At 61.5% G+C, this 17236-nt stretch carries 15 protein-coding genes; 2 read left to right on the top strand and 13 right to left on the bottom strand.

The window, feature by feature from the left end:
* Window positions 1-111 precede the first annotated feature (111 nt).
* Window positions 112-645: an RNA pyrophosphohydrolase gene (locus tag JYU29_RS12630; protein ID WP_213985185.1), complete on the top strand. Its 534-nt coding sequence runs from the start codon at window positions 112-114 to the stop codon at window positions 643-645.
* 74 nt (window positions 646-719) lie between these two features.
* Here the strand turns inward: JYU29_RS12630 and JYU29_RS12625 are convergent, their stop codons facing one another.
* The 9 genes from JYU29_RS12625 to JYU29_RS12585 form a co-directional block, all read right to left on the bottom strand.
* The gene (locus JYU29_RS12625; RefSeq protein WP_213985184.1) at window positions 720-1421 is read right to left on the bottom strand and encodes a glycosyltransferase; all 702 of its coding nucleotides are present in this window, start codon (window positions 1419-1421) and stop codon (window positions 720-722) included.
* A 108-nt stretch (window positions 1422-1529) separates the two neighbouring features.
* Window positions 1530-2138, bottom strand: a complete 609-nt coding sequence (locus JYU29_RS12620) for a hypothetical protein (RefSeq protein WP_213985183.1) — start codon at window positions 2136-2138, stop codon at window positions 1530-1532.
* Window positions 2139-2150: 12 nt separating this feature from the next.
* Entirely contained in the window at window positions 2151-2549 is a 399-nt protein-coding gene (locus JYU29_RS12615) for a F0F1 ATP synthase subunit epsilon (protein WP_213985182.1), read from the bottom strand.
* Window positions 2550-2615: 66 nt separating this feature from the next.
* A complete protein-coding gene (atpD, locus tag JYU29_RS12610; protein ID WP_213985181.1) occupies window positions 2616-4055 on the bottom strand; it encodes a F0F1 ATP synthase subunit beta in 1440 nt (479 codons plus the stop codon).
* Between the two features lie 57 nt (window positions 4056-4112).
* Window positions 4113-4997: a F0F1 ATP synthase subunit gamma gene (locus JYU29_RS12605; protein ID WP_213985180.1), complete on the bottom strand. Its 885-nt coding sequence runs from the start codon at window positions 4995-4997 to the stop codon at window positions 4113-4115.
* A gap of 28 nt (window positions 4998-5025) precedes the next feature.
* A complete protein-coding gene (atpA, locus tag JYU29_RS12600; RefSeq protein ID WP_213985179.1) occupies window positions 5026-6555 on the bottom strand; it encodes a F0F1 ATP synthase subunit alpha in 1530 nt (509 codons plus the stop codon).
* On the bottom strand, window positions 6555-7115 hold the full coding sequence (locus tag JYU29_RS12595; protein WP_213985178.1) for a F0F1 ATP synthase subunit delta: 561 nt from the start codon (window positions 7113-7115) through the stop codon (window positions 6555-6557). The genes atpA and JYU29_RS12595 overlap by 1 nt, the downstream gene beginning before the upstream one ends.
* 241 nt (window positions 7116-7356) lie before the next feature.
* The gene (locus tag JYU29_RS12590) at window positions 7357-7752 is read right to left on the bottom strand and encodes an AGROH133_08824 family phage infection protein (protein WP_213985177.1); all 396 of its coding nucleotides are present in this window, start codon (window positions 7750-7752) and stop codon (window positions 7357-7359) included.
* Between the two features lie 79 nt (window positions 7753-7831).
* Window positions 7832-10024, bottom strand: coding sequence for a primosomal protein N' (locus JYU29_RS12585; RefSeq protein ID WP_213985176.1), 2193 nt, complete (start codon window positions 10022-10024; stop codon window positions 7832-7834).
* A gap of 112 nt (window positions 10025-10136) precedes the next feature.
* On the opposite strand from JYU29_RS12585, the gene fsa reads away from it, so the two are divergent.
* On the top strand, window positions 10137-10790 hold the full coding sequence (gene fsa / locus JYU29_RS12580; RefSeq protein ID WP_213985175.1) for a fructose-6-phosphate aldolase: 654 nt from the start codon (window positions 10137-10139) through the stop codon (window positions 10788-10790).
* 72 nt (window positions 10791-10862) lie between these two features.
* Here fsa and JYU29_RS12575 read toward each other — a convergent pair whose 3' ends face one another.
* From JYU29_RS12575 to JYU29_RS12560, 4 genes are all read right to left on the bottom strand, one after another.
* The gene (locus tag JYU29_RS12575) at window positions 10863-11753 is read right to left on the bottom strand and encodes a 1-acyl-sn-glycerol-3-phosphate acyltransferase (protein ID WP_250157429.1); all 891 of its coding nucleotides are present in this window, start codon (window positions 11751-11753) and stop codon (window positions 10863-10865) included.
* Between the two features lie 96 nt (window positions 11754-11849).
* Window positions 11850-12506: a hypothetical protein gene (locus JYU29_RS12570; protein ID WP_213985172.1), complete on the bottom strand. Its 657-nt coding sequence runs from the start codon at window positions 12504-12506 to the stop codon at window positions 11850-11852.
* Window positions 12493-15078: a leucine--tRNA ligase gene (gene leuS / locus JYU29_RS12565; RefSeq protein ID WP_213985171.1), complete on the bottom strand. Its 2586-nt coding sequence runs from the start codon at window positions 15076-15078 to the stop codon at window positions 12493-12495. Before leuS ends, JYU29_RS12570 begins: the two co-directional genes overlap by 14 nt.
* A 100-nt stretch (window positions 15079-15178) precedes the next feature.
* Window positions 15179-17179 carry a BCCT family transporter gene (locus JYU29_RS12560; RefSeq protein WP_250157428.1) on the bottom strand — a complete coding sequence of 667 codons (2001 nt, stop codon included), beginning with the start codon at window positions 17177-17179 and terminating at the stop codon, window positions 15179-15181.
* Between the last annotated feature and the right edge of the window lie 57 nt (window positions 17180-17236).

Below are 17236 nucleotides of genomic sequence, written 5' to 3'. Positions count from 1 at the left end.
TGTTCCATGAAGCGGTCTGTGTCAAGCGGCGGTCAACGCGTCTTCAAACCGTCAGAGATTAGCCGTATGGGAACACAGAACGGGCAAACCAAAGCGCAGAGTGAGCGAGCCATGCCGGATAAACCGCATATCAATCCCGAAACACTGCCTTATCGACCCTGTGTCGGCATCATGGTGCTGAATGGTGCCGGGAAGGTTTGGGCCGGTCATCGCATCCCGGAGGAAGACAGCGAGACGGCAGGCGTCACCCAGCTTTGGCAGATGCCGCAAGGGGGCATCGACGAGGGCGAGGAAGCGCTTCCGGCGGCCCTGCGTGAGATCTACGAGGAAACCGGTATGACGAGCCTGACGCTGCTCGAAGAAGCCCCGTACTGGATCAATTATGACCTGCCGCCGCACCTGGTGGGCGTGGCGTTCAAGGGTCGGTTTCGCGGACAAACGCAGCGCTGGTTTGCGTTTCGTTTCGATGGCGACGAAAGCGAGATCCAGATCAACCCGCCGCCGGGCGGTCACACCGCGGAATTCGATGCCTGGGAATGGAAGGACATGGCAGCCCTGCCGGACCTGATCGTGCCGTTCAAGCGTTCGGTCTATCTGCAGGTCGTGGATGTGTTCGGCCATCTCGCCGGTCAGCCGAGCGCGTGAGCTTGCCGAGACGTGGATAGAAAAAAGGCGGCTTGTCGAACAAGCCGCCTTTTTTCAAGCAAGTGCGTTGGGGATCAGACCGGCTGCCAGCCGGGTTCGACCTTGTCGGCTTCGGCGCGCCAGAGGTCGCCGTAATCGACGTTCTGCCAGTCCTTGAACCAGGGACCGCCGTTCGTGAAGTGGACCGCGCCGGGTGTGCCGGTTTCGGGCTTCTCGTTCCAGCCTTCCAGCCAGTTCCAGCGCATCGGGATTTCACCTATCTCGTCATCCGCTGCCCATTGCATGCGGTGAAGGTAGGCGCCGCTTTCGCTGTTGATCCGCTCCGGTGTCAGCTGCTGCGTCGAGGGATGCTCGCAGTTGAAGAGCATGAAGCTCGACCAGTTCTTGCGGGGATAGTTGGTTTGAACCTTGCCATCCATCTTCACCGTCGCCTTGGGCGTGTAATCATGCTTCACGCACAACACGGCCTTGGACGGGTCGCGCAGAGCAAGGATCTCGGCGATGTCGTCGAGGAACAGGAAGTCGCAGTCGCAAAACAGCGCCCAGCCCTTGAAGCCGGCCATGTAGGGCACGAAGAAGCGGGAATAGGTGAATTCGGTTGAAGCGAGCGGATCGATGTCGCGGGTGTAAACGCCCTGTGCAACCAGCTCCTGCACCTTGATCGGGAACACGCGAACCGGAACGCTGGCATGATCCTTCAGCGTTTTCTCGGCCACGTCATACGCGATGGGTTCCCGCGAGTCCCAGCCGATATAGATGTCCAGCGATTGATCCATGGTTCAAGCCCTCCGTATGACCTGCCTAAGCAACTTGCTGGTCTTGGAGGCAATGTCGAGGAAAACTGTCGCTCTGGAACAATCGAAAGCGTGAAAAGCGGTTGATTGTCAGACCAGCAGCGACAAGCGGCCGTCGGCGATCTTCTTTTCGACCCAACCGCGCTCGTCCGACCAAGCATGCCGCTTCCAGCCTTCCCATGAAAAGCCGCAGATCTGAACGTGATGGTCGGGATAATGATGGAAGACGTGGCGCAAACCGAGATAGCCGGTGCTTGGAAAGACGGTGCGCATCTGTTCGCGCGGAATACCCAGCTCGGCGCAGCCATCCTCGTAGAACGATGGTGGCATGATGCGGACTTCCTTGCCCGCCATTCCGAAGGCTTCGATGGCCTGTATGGTCCAGTCCGCCTTGCGGCCGCGCAGACTGGACAACCAGTTTGGGCGGATCATGTAGGTCCGAATGGCATAGGGATGGTAGGGAAAAACGATCTCGCCAGCGTTTTGAACGATAGCGGAACGGAAATAACCGGGATCGCGCAAGCGGCGCTGCATCGGCTTTCCGGAATTGGAGACCATCAGCATGTCGGTTTTGACGCCCGACAAACCAAAGCCCTGCTTCGGCTCGTTGAAGCGCAGAACGAAGTCTGCACTTTCAACATCCTCCGTCAGATCACGCGACAGTCCGCCATTGCCGACAACGACGACGCGGCCAGTCATATCCGTTCAGCCTCAGACGGCGTCGCTGAGAGCGGACAGGTGATGCAGGAACTCTTCCGCGCGGGTGCGGGCATGGTCATCCGGTGCGGAGCCGACATCAGCGCGGGCACGTTCAACACGGGCCATGATGTCGGCCTTGTTGAGCGCGTCGATGTGCGTGGCGGATTCGGCCAGAAGGGTACAGGCGTCCGGCAGAATATCTGCGAAGCCACCGTAAACGACGTAGCGGTCTTCCTTGCCGGAAGCCGTCTTGATCGTGACGATACCCGGCTTGATCGTGGTCATCACAGGCGAATGGTTCGCCATCACCGTCATCTCGCCTTCGGTGGCGGGGATGACGATCGATTCAACGCTTTCCGAAACGAGCAGGCGTTCCGGCGAAACGAGTTCGAACTTGTAGGGCTCGGCCATGACGTCTCACATATCAGCTGAAATGACCGGCGATGAAAACTCGCCGGCCATGAGGTGCTTAAACTATCAGGCTGCTTCTGCAGCGAGACGCTTGGCCTTTTCAACGGCCATGTCGATGGAGCCGACCATGTAGAAGGCGGCTTCCGGCAGGTGGTCGTATTCGCCGTCCACGAGGCCCTTGAAGGAGCGGATCGTGTCTTCGAGCGGCACCAGCTGACCGGGCGAACCGGTGAACACTTCGGCCACGAAGAACGGCTGCGACAGGAAGCGCTCGATCTTGCGGGCGCGGGCGACCGTCAGCTTGTCTTCTTCCGACAGCTCGTCCATGCCCAGGATGGCGATGATGTCCTGCAGCGACTTGTAGCGCTGCAGGATTTCCTGAACGCGACGGGCAACGGCGTAATGCTCTTCACCGACGATCATCGGGTCCAGCATGCGCGAGGTGGAATCGAGCGGATCAACGGCGGGATAAATACCCTTTTCCGAGATCGCGCGGTTCAAGGTCGTGGTCGCGTCCAAGTGGGCGAAGGACGTAGCCGGGGCCGGATCGGTCAAATCGTCGGCGGGCACGTAAATGGCCTGAACCGAGGTGATCGAACCCTTGTTGGTGGTGGTGATGCGTTCCTGCATCTGGCCCATGTCCGTGGACAGGGTCGGCTGGTAACCCACCGCCGAAGGAATACGGCCGAGAAGCGCGGACACTTCCGAACCTGCCTGCGTGAAGCGGAAGATGTTGTCCACGAAGAACAGAACGTCCTGGCCCTGATCGCGGAAATGCTCGGCGATCGTCAGGCCGGTGAGGGCGACGCGTGCACGCGCACCTGGCGGCTCGTTCATCTGGCCGAATACGAGGGCGCACTTGGAGCCTTCGGTCGAGCCGTTGTTCTCGTGCGGGTCCTTGTTCACGCCGGACTCGATCATCTCGTGATAGAGATCGTTGCCTTCGCGGGTGCGCTCGCCAACGCCGGCGAATACGGAGTAACCACCATGCGCCTTGGCGACGTTGTTGATCAGCTCCTGGATCAGAACCGTCTTGCCGACGCCGGCGCCGCCGAACAGGCCGATCTTACCGCCGCGGGCATAAGGCGCCAGAAGGTCGATGACCTTGATGCCGGTGACGAGGATCTGGGCTTCGGTCGACTGATCGACATAGGCCGGGGCTTCCTGGTGGATCGCACGGCGCGTTTCAGACGGAACCGGGCCAGCCTGATCGACCGGCTCGCCAATGACGTTCAGGATGCGGCCGAGGGTCGCTTCACCGACCGGAACCATGATCGGCGTGCCGATGTCGGTCACGGCCTGGCCGCGAACGAGACCTTCGGTGGAGTCCATCGCGATGCAGCGCACGGCGTTCTCGCCGAGATGCTGCGCCACTTCGAGAACCAGGCGGATGTCGCCGTTCATGGTCTCGAGTGCGTTCAAGATAGCCGGGAGTTCGCCGTCGAAGGACACGTCCACCACGGCGCCGATGACCTGCGAGATGCGGCCGGTCTTGGCTTCTGCCATCGTATCTAACCCTTTTCTCTGGGGCTGCGGTGGCTTTCGCCTCCGAGCGACTGGTTTCTAGAGCGCTTCCGCGCCCGAAATGATTTCGATGAGTTCCTTGGTGATCTGCGCCTGACGCTGACGATTGTAGCTGATGTTCAGACGGTTGATCATGTCACCCGCATTGCGGGTCGCATTATCCATGGCGCTCATCTTCGCGCCCATCTCACCGGCGACATTCTCAAGAAGCGCACGGAAGATCTGAACGGTGAGGTTGCGCGGGATGAGATCGTTGAGGATCTCTTCCGGGCCCGGTTCATATTCGTAGAGAGCACCGTTCTCCGACGTTGCAGACGCATCCACCACCGGCGCGCTCGCCGGAATGAGCTGCTGCGCGGTCGGGACCTGGCTGATCACCGACTTGAACTCGGAATAAAACAGCGTGCAGACGTCGAACTCGCCGGCATTGAACATCTCGATGACGCGGCGCGAAATCTGTTCGGCATTGGAGAAGCCGATCTGCTTGACCTCGCGCAGTTCCAGGCGCTCGACGATGAGCGACGAGAATTCGCGACGCAGGATGTCGTTGCCTTTCTTGCCGACGGTGAAGATCTTCACCGTCTTGCCTTGAGCGAGCAGCTTGCGGATGTGCTCGCGGGCAAAGCGCGCGATCTGGCTGTTGAAAGCGCCGGCCAGACCACGATCGGCGGTGGCGACGACGAGCAGATGCACGTCGTCCTTGCCGGTGCCTGTCATCAGGGCCGGTGCTTCGGAACCATCGCTGACGGCCTGGGTGATATTGGCCAGCACCGTTGCCATGCGCTGCGAATAAGGCCGCGCGGCTTCCGCTGCTTCCTGGGCACGACGCAGCTTCGCCGCGGCGACCATCTGCATCGCCTTGGTGATTTTCTGCGTCGCTTTCACCGAGTCACGGCGATTGCGAAGTTCTTTCAGGGAAGCCATGCTGCGGCTCTGTCCTCAGGTCCGGCGTTTATGCGTAGGTCTTGGCGTAGGCGTCGAGAGCCGCCTTCAGCTTCTCGCGGGTCGCGTCCGACAGCTGCTTTTCCTGGCGGATCGTGTCGAGCACGGCCTTGCCTTCCGAGCGCATGTAGGACAGCAGGCCCTGCTCGAACTTGCCGACCTGGTTCACAGGCAGCTTGTCGAGATAGCCGTTGACGCCGGCGAAGATCACCGCAACCTGTTCTTCCGTCTTCAGCGGCGAGAACTGCGGCTGCTTCAGAAGTTCGGTCAGGCGTGCACCACGGTTGAGCAGGCGCTGGGTGGAGGCGTCCAGATCGGAACCGAACTGCGCGAAGGCAGCCATTTCGCGATACTGGGCGAGCTCGCCCTTGATGGAACCTGCAACCTGCTTCATCGCCTTGATCTGGGCCGAGGAACCAACGCGCGACACCGAAAGGCCGACGTTCACGGCAGGGCGGATACCCTGGAAGAACAGGTTGGTTTCAAGGAAGATCTGGCCGTCGGTGATCGAGATCACGTTGGTCGGGATGTAGGCCGACACGTCGTTGGCCTGGGTTTCGATAACCGGCAGTGCCGTCAGCGAACCCTTGCCGTTCTCGTCGTTCAGCTTTGCAGCGCGCTCGAGGAGACGCGAATGCAGGAAGAACACGTCGCCCGGATAGGCTTCGCGGCCTGGCGGACGGCGCAGAAGCAGCGACATCTGGCGATAAGCCACGGCCTGCTTCGACAGATCGTCATATGCGATAACGGCATGCATGGCGTTGTCGCGGAAGAATTCGCCCATCGCGCAACCGGCAAACGGTGCCAGGAACTGCATCGGAGCCGGATCGGACGCCGTTGCGGCAACGATAATCGAATATTCCAGTGCGCCGCGCTCTTCGAGCGTCTTCACGAACTGGGCAACGGTGGAGCGCTTCTGACCAACCGCGACATACACGCAGTAAAGCTTCTGGCTCTCGTCGTCGCCGTCGTTCAGCGGCTTCTGGTTGAGGAAGGTGTCGAGAATGATGGCGGTCTTGCCGGTCTGGCGATCGCCGATCACGAGCTCGCGCTGGCCACGGCCGATCGGGATCAGCGCGTCGATGGCCTTGAGGCCGGTCGACATCGGCTCATGCACCGACTTGCGCGGGATGATGCCCGGAGCCTTGACGTCGACGCGGCGGCGCTCATCGGACACGATCGGGCCCTTGCCGTCGATCGGGTTGCCGAGAGCGTCGACCACGCGGCCGAGCAGGCCACGGCCAACCGGCACGTCCACGATCGCGCCGGTGCGCTTGACGGTGTCGCCTTCCTTGATGTCGCGGTCGGCGCCGAAGATAACCACGCCGACATTGTCGCTTTCGAGGTTCAGCGCCATGCCACGGATGCCGCCGGGGAACTCGACCATTTCGCCCGCCTGGACGTTGTCGAGCCCGTAGACGCGGGCAATGCCGTCACCAACGGACAGAACCGAACCGACTTCCGAAACCTCGGCTTCGCGGCCGAAGTTCTTGATCTGGTCCTTCAGAATTGCGGAAATTTCCGCGGCGCGGATATCCATCAGCCGACCTCTTTCAGTGCGAGCTTAAGCGAAGCGAGTTTCGTTTTGAGCGACGTGTCGATCTGGCGTGAGCCCATCTTGACGACGAGGCCGCCGAGAAGGGTCGGATCAACAGTCACGTTGATTGATACGTCCTTGTTGGCAATGCTCTTCAGCGCTGCCTTCAATTCGGATTCCTGGGTGTCCGTCAGCGCATGCGCCGTGGTCACGTCGGCCGTGGTCTCGCCGCGATGCTCGGCAGCGATACGGCGGAACGCCTTGATCATGCCCGGAACGGCGAACAAACGGCGGTTCTGCGCGACGACCTGAAGGAAGTTGGCGACCAGACCGGTGATGCCAGCTTTCGCGAGAACAGCGGCGATCGCCTTTTCCTGTTCTTCAGCGGAAAAAACCGGGCTCTTCACGAGACGGGTCAGATCCTCGCTCTCGGCGAGCAAAGCTTCGAAGCGACCGAGATCGGTTTCAACAGCGGGGATGCTGTTTGTGTCGCGTGCAAGGTCGAACAGTGAGCCCGCGTAGCGGTCGGCAACACCAGCGATCAGCGAAGTGGATTGAGCCACGTTACGTTTTTCTCTCTGCCTTTGGGGGCCGCAGGGTTGTGGGCCGCAGATCGTGGCGCGAGCACTTGGACTCTGGCTTAAATCTTTGACCTTGTGTGCAAATCAGGCGGAGGCAAGCGGCTTTGCCACCTCCCCCGGCCAAAAGTCGATTGCCGTCTAGCACAGGCAAAACGGTGCCGCAACATAGGTGGCGGCCATGATTTGAACAGATTTGTCGCAGTGCAACCGGTGGCGTCGCCGATCAGGCGATGAATCCCAAGGCAAACACGAGCGCCAAACCCGCCAAGGCGCATTCCAGGAAAAGCCGCATCCAGTTGAAGGGCGTGCTCGCTTTGTCGGACAAGATCGACACCAGCCGGCCAAAAGCGGCGAAAGCCCAGCAAAAGCCCAGCGCCAGGTAGATCCAGAACTGTCCGGTGAGCAGGCAGCACAGGCCGAGACCGAGATAAAAGCCGGCCATCGTGGCACGGCCTTCGCTGATGGCTTCGGGGTGTCCGGGCAAGGTCGTGAGGCGCAGTTTGCGCAACGACAGCGCCGGTGCGATCAACAAAGCCAGACCAAACAAAACCGTGATCGAGGCCGATGTGAAGGCCAGCCACTCGCCATTCGTGATCGGCCAGGGAAATGCGAGGTTCATGCTTGTTCCGCGATTCGGGTTCTTGGCTGTTCTAGCGCGAGTTGGGCAGGCTTTGCATCATCGCAGCTAAGCGCCGTGCTTACAGGAAGCTCTGCGGATCGATATCGACCTGGACGCGCAGCGAGCCGCGCGGTTTTGGGCCGGCGGCGAGCAGGGTGCGGATATAGGTCTGGATGTCGGCCTTGCGTTCTCCCTGAATGAGCAGGCGGAAGCGATGACGGCCGGCGATCATCGCGAGCGGCGCTTCGGCGGGGCCGAGGATGTCGATCAGATCGGAGTCCGGCGCGACACGCCGGAGGGCGCGGGCATGACCTTCGGCTTCGGCCTTCGTTTCACCGCTGACGATGATGGCGGCCAGTCGTCCGAAGGGTGGAAGGTGGCCGCGGCGTCGTTCGGCGATTTCCTGTGCGTAAAAGGCCTCGGAATTGCCGGAAACCAGCGCGCGCATCACGGGATGATCGGGCTGGTAGGTCTGGATGAGGCCGCGTGACGCCTTGCCGGTTCGCCCTGCACGGCCCGTGACCTGGCTGAGAAGCTGGAAGGTGCGCTCGGCCGCGCGCGGATCGCCATTGGCAAGGCCGAGATCGCCATCCACCACGCCGACCATCGTCATGGAAGGGAAGTTATGTCCCTTGGCGACGAGCTGCGTGCCGATCACGATGTCGGCCTCGCCTTTGGCAATGGCTTCGAGTTCGAGCCTGAGACGCTTGGTGCCGCCCAGCATGTCGGATGACAGAACGATGGTGCGTGCATCGGGGAAGGCGGCATCCACTTCTTCGGCGATCCGCTCCACGCCCGGACCGCAGGCCACGAGATGATCCAGCGTGCCGCATTCAGGGCAGGCCTCCGGTTTCGGCTCGTGGTAACCGCAATGATGGCAGATCAGCTGACCGCGAAAGCGGTGTTCCACCAGCCATGACGAGCATTGCGGGCATTGAAAGCGGTGACCGCAGACGCGGCAAAGGGTCAGCGGGGCATAGCCTCGCCGGTTGAGAAATAGCAGTGCTTGTTCGCCGCGCTCAACGCTTTCACGCATCGCATCGATCAGAACCGGCGACAAGAAGTTGCCGCGGGCCGGCGGTGCCTTGCGCATATCAACCGCGCGGATCGAGGGCAGGGCGGCTTCGGCGAAACGGGCAGGCAGCGACACCAGGCCATAGCGCCCGCTCGTTGCGTTGACGCGGCTTTCCACGGACGGCGTCGCAGATGCCAGCACCACGGGGAAGTTGCCGAGCTGGCCCTGAACCACGGCCATGTCGCGCGCATTGTAGAAAACACGGTCTTCCTGCTTGTAGGCGGGGTCGTGTTCCTCATCGACCACGATCAAGCCGAGATCCTTGAAGGGCAGGAACAGGGCCGAGCGGGCGCCGGCGACGACGCGTACGCGGCCTTCGGCAACCTGACGCCACACGCGCTCGCGCATGCGCGGTGCAAGATCGGAATGCCATTCGGCGGGCTTGGCACCGAAACGATCGTGAAAGCGGTCGAGGAAAGCCTGGGTCAGGGCGATTTCCGGCACCAGAACCAGAACCTGCTTGCCCGCCTTCAAGGCTGCGGCGATGGCTTCGAAATACACTTCCGTCTTGCCCGAACCGGTGACGCCGTCGATCAGCGACACAGAAAACGTGTCGTCGTTTACACGAAGGCGCAGGGCTTGCGCGGCATCTTCCTGGTTCTCGCTCAGCGTGGGGGCGGCGTATTCCGGGTCGGGCTCGGCAACCACGGGGCGGGCGGGGATCTGCACCTTTTCGAACACGCCTTGCGCGGCCAGTCCATCCACCACGGTCAGCGACACGCCGGCGGCGTGCGCCAGGCCCGAGCGCGTCCAGGCCAGGCCTTCCCCATGCTCTTCCACGGTGGACAGAACCTTGGCGCGTGCCGGCGTGATGCGATCGGGATGTTTGTTCGTGAGGATCAGACCGTCGATATCGGGTTCGGGATCGAAGGCTGTCGGAACGCGCAGGATCATGCGCGCGACCATTCCAGGCGCCGCCAAGGTGTAGCCTGCGACCCATTCCACGAAGCGGCGCATGCGGTCGGTGACCGGCGGACAATCGAACACTTCAGCGATCGGCCGCAGCTTGCGTGCATCCACTCCGCCGCCTTCGCCGTCCCATACGATGCCGGCGACTTCGCGCGGACCCAAGGGCACGCGTACGATCGAACCGGGCACGACATCCATGCCCGGTGGAACCTGATAGGAATACGGAGCTTCGGCAGGCATCGGCACGAGAACCGGTACCACGCGTGCTCCAAGCGAATCTTGCGTCATTGCGCGTGACCTTGCCGCTTTCTTGCGCTAGAGCAAGCCCCATACAAAAGCGGGTCTTTTCGCCCGCATCACGCCTGCTTCCAAGGTGGGCAAACATGCCAAGGAGACGGTCATGAAGTTTTTCGTCGATACCGCTGACGTCAAGGACATCCGCGAACTGAACGATCTGGGTCTGCTCGACGGCGTTACCACCAATCCGTCGCTGATCCTGAAGTCCGGCGGCTCGATCGCCGAAGTCACCAAGGAAATCTGCTCCATCGTCGAAGGCCCGGTTTCGGCCGAGGTCGTGGCGGTCGAATATGACGAGATGATGCGCGAAGCCGACTTCCTGTCGAAGATCGCCGACAATGTCTGCATCAAGCTGCCGCTGACGCTGGATGGCCTCAAGGCCTGCCGCTCGATCACCGGTGACGGCCGCAAGGTCAATGTGACGCTCTGCTTCTCGGCAAATCAGGCTCTTCTGGCCGCCAAGGCAGGCGCGACCTTCATTTCGCCCTTCATCGGCCGCGTCGACGACATGGGCCTGGACGGCATGGAACTGATCCAGGAAATCCGCCAGATCTACGACAACTACGACTTCAACACGGAAATCCTGGCGGCCTCGATCCGCACCGTGAACCACGTCAAGGAAGCCGCACTGATCGGCGCCGATGTCATCACCGCACCGCCCGCCACGCTGAAGGCGCTGGTGAAGCATCCGCTTACCGACAAGGGACTCGAGACCTTCCTCGCCGATTGGGCCAAGACCGGCCAGAAGATCGGCTGATCGCCGAACTCATCGAAATAGAAAAGGCCCGGGCGGTGACGCTCCGGGCCTTTTTCTTTGTGGGCTTGCCGCTTAGCGGAAGGAGGCCGTCGGATCGGCTTTCAGGGTTTCCACAGTGAAGGTCTGCAGCTTTGCGGTAAGCTCGGCTGGATCTCCGTCCAGCGCATCCGGTTCGATGGCCTTGCCGACATGGAAGGTGAACTTCATGCCCTTCTTGTTCAGAAGCTCTCGGAACAGCGTCATGTCGCGCAGTTCGGTGGAGTGCTTGGACAGGAAGTAGAACAGGCCCGAATTTCGTGCCGAAATGTTCACTGGCACGACTGGGAACTTGTAGCGTCGAGCAAGGGCGACAAACGAGGTCTGCCACGGACGCTCGGTCAGCTTTCCCTCGTGCCAATAAGCGATGCGGCCGGCTGGAAACAAAACGATGGCACGCTTTTCCTGGAAGGCACGCGCCGTCAGCTCCAGCGTTTCGCGGCTCTTGGCATGGCTTTTCTCGCCGGCGCGCCATTCCACGGGAATGATCACGTCGCGAAAATGCGGCGCCACGCGCTGCGCATCGCGATTGGCGAAGATGGCGATGTCCTTGCGCACCTTGTTCACGAGATCGAAGGCGGCGATGCCGTCCGCAATGCCGGTCGGATGGCTCGGCGCCAAGATCACGCCGCCGGTTTTTGGAATGTTTTCCAGGCCGGTGATCGTGAGATCGAGCTGCAGCACATTGCTAATGAAATCGAGCGCGTCCCAGCCGGGCATAGGCGCGATGCGGTCGGCCATGCGCACGGCCTGATGATAATGCATCAACCGAAACAGCAGCGGCTTGGCGAACGGCCAAAGAGGATGACGCGACAGGTTGGTCGTGCGCTCATCAATCAAACGATCGATGATATGCCGGTCGTCCGCCGGAATGCGTTCCGCCGGAAAACTGCCGACCTCGGTCGTGACCGAAGGTCTCATCGTCATGATACCTTGTCCCATGACCCGTTGTTTGAACAGCGAGCATGACGCGCGAATGACGCCAGCGCCATAACTTTTGCGATGGTTGGCATACGGCCAGTCTTAGTTTGCAATCGACCCTCGTGTCTGATTGCCCGGCCGTGGCGTCACTTCGGCAATCGGGGCGGCGACGCTGGACTTGGCGCCAAAGCCTGCCGGTTGCGACAGATCCTGTGCAATGGCCAGACGCAGCAGCTCGGCGAGTTCACGCCCGGCGCGTTCCTGGGCGTCGCGCTCGGCCCGCAGCGCGGAGAACTGCTGGCGCGGTACGTCGAAGGAAGACACGACCTGGCGGCTGCCGGTGTGAATCACCTGGCTGGTTGTGGTGTCGGTGATGGTATAAGCGCCGCGCATGGTGACTGCGCCTGCCGTGGGTTCGTCTTCGCTGGTGCGCTGGACGTAAGCGGCCGACGAGGTTTCGGCGGTCACGTTGAGATCAACGGAATAGCGGGTGGTCGCCTGCGGGCGTGCACCGCCGTTCAACAGGAAGATCAGCTGATTGCGCACGATCTGCGCGGGGCGGCTGCCAACGGCCTTGACGCTGATCGAGGACAACGGCGTTGCTTCGCCGGTTGCGCCGCTGACCAGCGTTCCGCCCGTGCCGTAGAGCGGGCGCGCCTGACAGCCGGCGGCAAGCGCGAGCAGGCCGACCGACGTGATGAGAAGGGCGGGGCGCAGAAACCGAACCGCGCCAGTGTTACGACCGTCAACCGACGACATTCACGATCCTTTGCGGCACCACGATGATCTTCTTGGGCTGGCGGCCTTCAAGAGCGGCCTGGACGAAGTCCAACGCCAGCACGGCTGCTTCCACGGCAGATTGGTCAGCGTCGCGGGCAATTGTCAAATCACCACGCTTCTTGCCGTTGATCTGGATGGGCAAGGTGACTTCGTTATCCACGAGGAAGGCGGGATCGAAGTCCGGCCATGGACGCGCAGCAACCATCTCCGTGCCGCCGATCTCGGCCCAGCATTCTTCCGCCAGATGCGGCATCATCGGCGCGATCATGGCGATCAGGAAGTCCACGGCCTGGCGCAGGGTCGGGCTCGCCGTGCCACTCGACGCAGCTTCCGTGAGCGGCGCCTGCAGCGCGTTGACGAGTTCGTAGATACGCGCGACCGCCTTGTTGAAGGCGAGCTTTTCGATGTCCTCGCCGACATGCTTCAGCGTGCGATGGGCGATCTTGGCCAGAGCCTGGTCGCTTGCTGCCGTGCCCTGCGGTGCCTTCAGCGCGTCGGCTGCTTCGGCAATCAGGCGCCAGATGCGCTGCACGAAGCGGAAAGCGGCGTCAGCACCGGCTTCCGTCCAGATCACGTCGCGCTCGGGCGGCGAATCGCTGATCATGAACAAGCGGGCGGTATCGGCGCCGTAGCTGTCGATGATGTCGTCGGGATCCACCACGTTCTTCTTCGACTTCGACATCTTCTCGATAGAGCCGATCTCGACCGGCGAGCCGTCCGACAGAAGCGTTGCGGTGCGCTTGCCGTCGACATCCGCGATCTTGATCTCGGCGGGCGTTACCCAGCCGTTCGGGCCCTTGTAGGTCTCGTGCACCACCATGCCTTGCGTGAACAGGCCCTTGAAGGGTTCGGCCAGATCGATGTGGCCGGTGTCACGCATGGCGCGGGTGAAGAAGCGCGAATACAGGAGATGCAGGATCGCGTGCTCGATGCCGCCGATATATTGATCCACCGGCATCCATTCATTGGCGGCCTTCGGATCGGTCGGCTCGTTTTCCCACGGCGCGGTGAAGCGCGTGAAATACCAGGACGAATCGACGAACGTGTCCATCGTGTCGGTTTCGCGCCGCGCATCACCGCCGCAGGACGGGCACTTCACGTGCTTCCAGGTCGGGTGACGGTCGAGCGGATTGCCGGGCGTTTCGAAATCCACGTCGTCCGGCAGCTTCACCGGTAGATCGGCCTTCGGCACGGGAACGATGCCGCAGCTCTCGCAATGGATCATGGGGATCGGGCAGCCCCAGTAACGCTGGCGCGAGATGCCCCAGTCGCGCAAACGGAACTGCGTTTCGCGCGTGCCCCAGCCATCCTTCTCGAAGATCTCGAGCGAGCGCGCCATGGCTTCATAAGCTGTCTGCGTGCAGGGCTCGCCAACCCACTGCACATATCGCACGGGCTGCGTCTTCAGCGGCACGAAGGCGGTGTCGCCGACGCGCTCGTCGCTATCAACAGGCAGGAACACGTCGATCACCGGCAGATCGTATTTGCGGGCGAAGTCGAGATCACGCTGGTCATGGGCGGGGCAGCCGATCACGGCGCCCGTGCCGTAGTCCATCAAAACGAAGTTGGCGATGAAGAGCGGCAGCGTCCAGTTGGGATCGGCGGGATGCGTGACCTTGATGCCGGTGTCGAAGCCCAGCTTTTCGGCCGTTTCGATCTCGGCAGCCGACGTGCCTATGCGGCGGCACTGATCGTTGAAGGCGGCGATTTCCGGATTGGTCTCGGCAAGCTTCTTGGCCAGCGGATGGTCGGCCGCGATAGCCGCGAAGGTCGGGCCATACATCGTGTCTGGACGGGTGGTGAAAACCGGCAGCGTGTCGAAGCCTTCCGGCGCACCGACAAGCCCGAAGGAAAACGACAGGCCTTCCGACTTGCCGATCCAGTTGGCCTGCATGGTGCGGACCTTTTCAGGCCACTGGTCGAGACCGTCCAGCGATTGAAGCAGGTCCTGTGCGTAGTCGGTGATCTTGAACACCCACTGCGCCAGTTCACGCTGCTCGACTTCGGCGCCGGAGCGCCAGCCGCGGCCGTCGATCACTTGTTCGTTGGCGAGCACCGTCTGGTCGACGGGATCCCAGTTGACCTTGGACACTTTGCGGCCAACCAGACCCTTGGCCTGGAAATCGATGAACAGCATCTGCTGGCGATGGTAGTAATCGACATCGCAGGTCGCGAATTCGCGCGACCAGTCGAGCGACAGGCCCATCGACTTGAGCTGCGTGCGCATCGTGTCGATGTTCTTGTAGGTCCAGTCCTTGGGATGAACCTTGTTCTGCATGGCCGCGTTTTCGGCCGGCATGCCGAAGGCGTCCCAGCCCATCGGATGAAGGACGTTGAAGCCCTTGGCCTTGCGGTAGCGCGCCAAAACGTCGCCCAGCGTGTAATTGCGGACGTGGCCCATATGGATGCGCCCCGACGGATAGGGGAACATCTCGAGCACGTAGTATTTTGGACGTGGATCGTCGTTCTTGGTTTCGAACAGCTTGGCTGCGTCCCAGGCTTCGCGCCATTTGGGCTCGGCAGCACGGGGATTATAGCGTTCGACGGGCATGGGACGGGTCACTCTCACAATCGCGCGGCATCAATAAGGTGCCAGCCAAGGTTTGCAAGCCATTCTTGGTGCGGCGCGATTGCAAGGGGCTGTTGGCGCGTTAAGCGCCAGCAGCGTGCAGGAACTGGAAGTGCCGGTCATATTGCGACAGCACGTCCTGGATCATCTCCTCTTTCGAGAAGCCCATCACGTCGTAATCCTGGCTGCCTTCGGCCAGGAAGACCTCGGCGCGATAGTAGTTTTGCGCCTTGTTGCTGCGACGTGCGGCACTCTCGATGAAGGTGTAGCTCGGCAGGTCATAGCAGCGCATGCGGATGCCATAGGCGAAGGCTTCCGGCGTTTCCGGTGCAACGTTCAGCCGCAGGCGGTCGTCCCGCTGAGCGACGGATGCGACCAGATCGCGCTTGCGCAGTTCCTCCGCGACCTCTTCCAGAGCAGGCTTCGCGGTTTCCTCCATGAAGCGGGAAACTTCCTTCTCGCTTGGATGATGGAGAATGCCCTGAAGCTGGCGCTGCCAGTTGCGGGTGCCGCGTGGACGCAGAGTCTGCATCAGCGCGTTCTGGCGAATGCCTTCACGGGCCAGACCCTTCCACAAACCGTAGCACATGAAGAGCATGACCACGGTGAACGGCAGGGCACCTGCGATGGAGGCCGTTTGCAGAGCGGTCAGACCGCCGGCCCACAGCAGGGCTGCAGCAATGGCACCCGTCATCACGGCCCAGAACACACGACGCGTTGCGGGACCATCTTCGCGGCCTTCGGAGATGATCGTGTCGATCACAAGTGCGGACGAGTCCGCGCTGGTGACGAAGAAACAGATCACGAGTGCGATGGCGACCCAGGACGAGATGGTGCTGAGCGGCAGCTGCTCCAGGAACACGAACAAGGCGATGGTCACGTCCTGCGACACGGCATCGGTGACCGCACGCGTCGTGCCCGTCAGGTGCATGGCCAGGGCGGTATCGCCGAACACGGTCATCCAGGCAAAGCCGAAGCCCGAAGGAACGAGAAGCACGCCGAACACGAACTGGCGGATGGTGCGACCGCGCGAAATGCGGGCGATGAACATGCCGACAAACGGCGACCAGGCGATCCACCAGCCCCAGTAGAACAGGGTCCAGCTACCCAGCCACTCGCTGGGCGTCTCGTTTGGCGCATAGGCGTACATATAGAATGTGCGCGACAGAAGATTGTCGAGGTAGGTTCCGAGGTTCTGCACATAGGCGCGAAGCAGGAAGGTCGTCGGACCAACCACAAACACGAAGGCCATCAGCGCGCCGGCCATGACCATGTTGAGGTTCGACAGGAACTTGATGCCCTTTTCCAGGCCTGTGGCAACGGAAATGGTTGCAAGACCCGTGATCACCGCGATCAAGGGCAACTGGATCCAGAAGCTGACGGGTATACCGAGCAGATGGCCCAGACCCGAATTGATCTGCAACACGCCGAGGCCGAGCGACGTCGCGACGCCGAAGATCGTGCCGATCACGGCAAAGATGTCGACGGCATTGCCGATCGGTCCGTAGATGCGATCGCCGATAATGGGATAAAGCGCCGAGCGCATGGTCAGCGGCAGGCCATGGCGGAAGCTGAAATAGGCCAGGCTCAGACCGATAACGGCATAAACGGCCCAGGCATGCAGGCCCCAATGGAAATAGCTGATTTCCATCGCGGTCCGCGCAGCCGCCACCGTTTCGGGATCGCCGACGGGGGGCTTGGCAAAGTGGTTGACCGGTTCGGCAACGCCGAAGAACACCAGACCGATGCCCATGCCGGCGGCAAATAGCATGGAGAACCAAGCAACATAGCTGAATTGCGGCTCAGAATGGTTCGGACCGAGCTTGATGTTGCCGTAAGACGAGAAGCCGAGGAAGAACACGAAGATCACGAAGATCGTGACCGACAGGAGATAGAACCAGCCGAGCTCCGAGATGATCCAGCCCTGCACCGCATTGAACACGGTTGCCGAGCCTTCGGGCGCGATCACGCCGGCCAGCACGAAAGCAAGCGTGACGGTGATGGCGCCAATGAAAACGGAGCGATTGACGCCTTCAGTCAATCCAACGGGCTTTGCAGCTGGCGGGGCTTGTAGATCGGACAACGGAAAATGGTCTCCTGCGGGCTTATTTTGGGCGCAAGCGTGGCACTTGGATGAGCA

This window comes from Tianweitania aestuarii (assembly GCF_018457165.1).
Taxonomy (GTDB): Bacteria; Pseudomonadota; Alphaproteobacteria; order Rhizobiales; family Rhizobiaceae; genus Tianweitania; species Tianweitania aestuarii.
This window is presented reverse-complemented; position numbering and strand designations above follow the sequence as displayed.

Coding starts and splice junctions, on each gene's coding strand:
- JYU29_RS12630 (WP_213985185.1), top strand. CDS start 112: ATGCCGGATAAACCGCATATCAATCCCGAAACACTGCCTTATCGACCC.
- JYU29_RS12625 (WP_213985184.1), bottom strand. CDS start 1,421: ATGGATCAATCGCTGGACATCTATATCGGCTGGGACTCGCGGGAACCC.
- JYU29_RS12620 (WP_213985183.1), bottom strand. CDS start 2,138: ATGACTGGCCGCGTCGTCGTTGTCGGCAATGGCGGACTGTCGCGTGAT.
- JYU29_RS12615 (WP_213985182.1), bottom strand. CDS start 2,549: ATGGCCGAGCCCTACAAGTTCGAACTCGTTTCGCCGGAACGCCTGCTC.
- atpD (WP_213985181.1), bottom strand. CDS start 4,055: ATGGCAGAAGCCAAGACCGGCCGCATCTCGCAGGTCATCGGCGCCGTG.
- JYU29_RS12605 (WP_213985180.1), bottom strand. CDS start 4,997: ATGGCTTCCCTGAAAGAACTTCGCAATCGCCGTGACTCGGTGAAAGCG.
- atpA (WP_213985179.1), bottom strand. CDS start 6,555: ATGGATATCCGCGCCGCGGAAATTTCCGCAATTCTGAAGGACCAGATC.
- JYU29_RS12590 (WP_213985177.1), bottom strand. CDS start 7,752: ATGAACCTCGCATTTCCCTGGCCGATCACGAATGGCGAGTGGCTGGCC.
- JYU29_RS12585 (WP_213985176.1), bottom strand. CDS start 10,024: ATGACGCAAGATTCGCTTGGAGCACGCGTGGTACCGGTTCTCGTGCCG.
- fsa (WP_213985175.1), top strand. CDS start 10,137: ATGAAGTTTTTCGTCGATACCGCTGACGTCAAGGACATCCGCGAACTG.
- JYU29_RS12575 (WP_250157429.1), bottom strand. CDS start 11,753: ATGACGATGAGACCTTCGGTCACGACCGAGGTCGGCAGTTTTCCGGCG.
- JYU29_RS12570 (WP_213985172.1), bottom strand. CDS start 12,506: ATGTCGTCGGTTGACGGTCGTAACACTGGCGCGGTTCGGTTTCTGCGC.
- leuS (WP_213985171.1), bottom strand. CDS start 15,078: ATGCCCGTCGAACGCTATAATCCCCGTGCTGCCGAGCCCAAATGGCGC.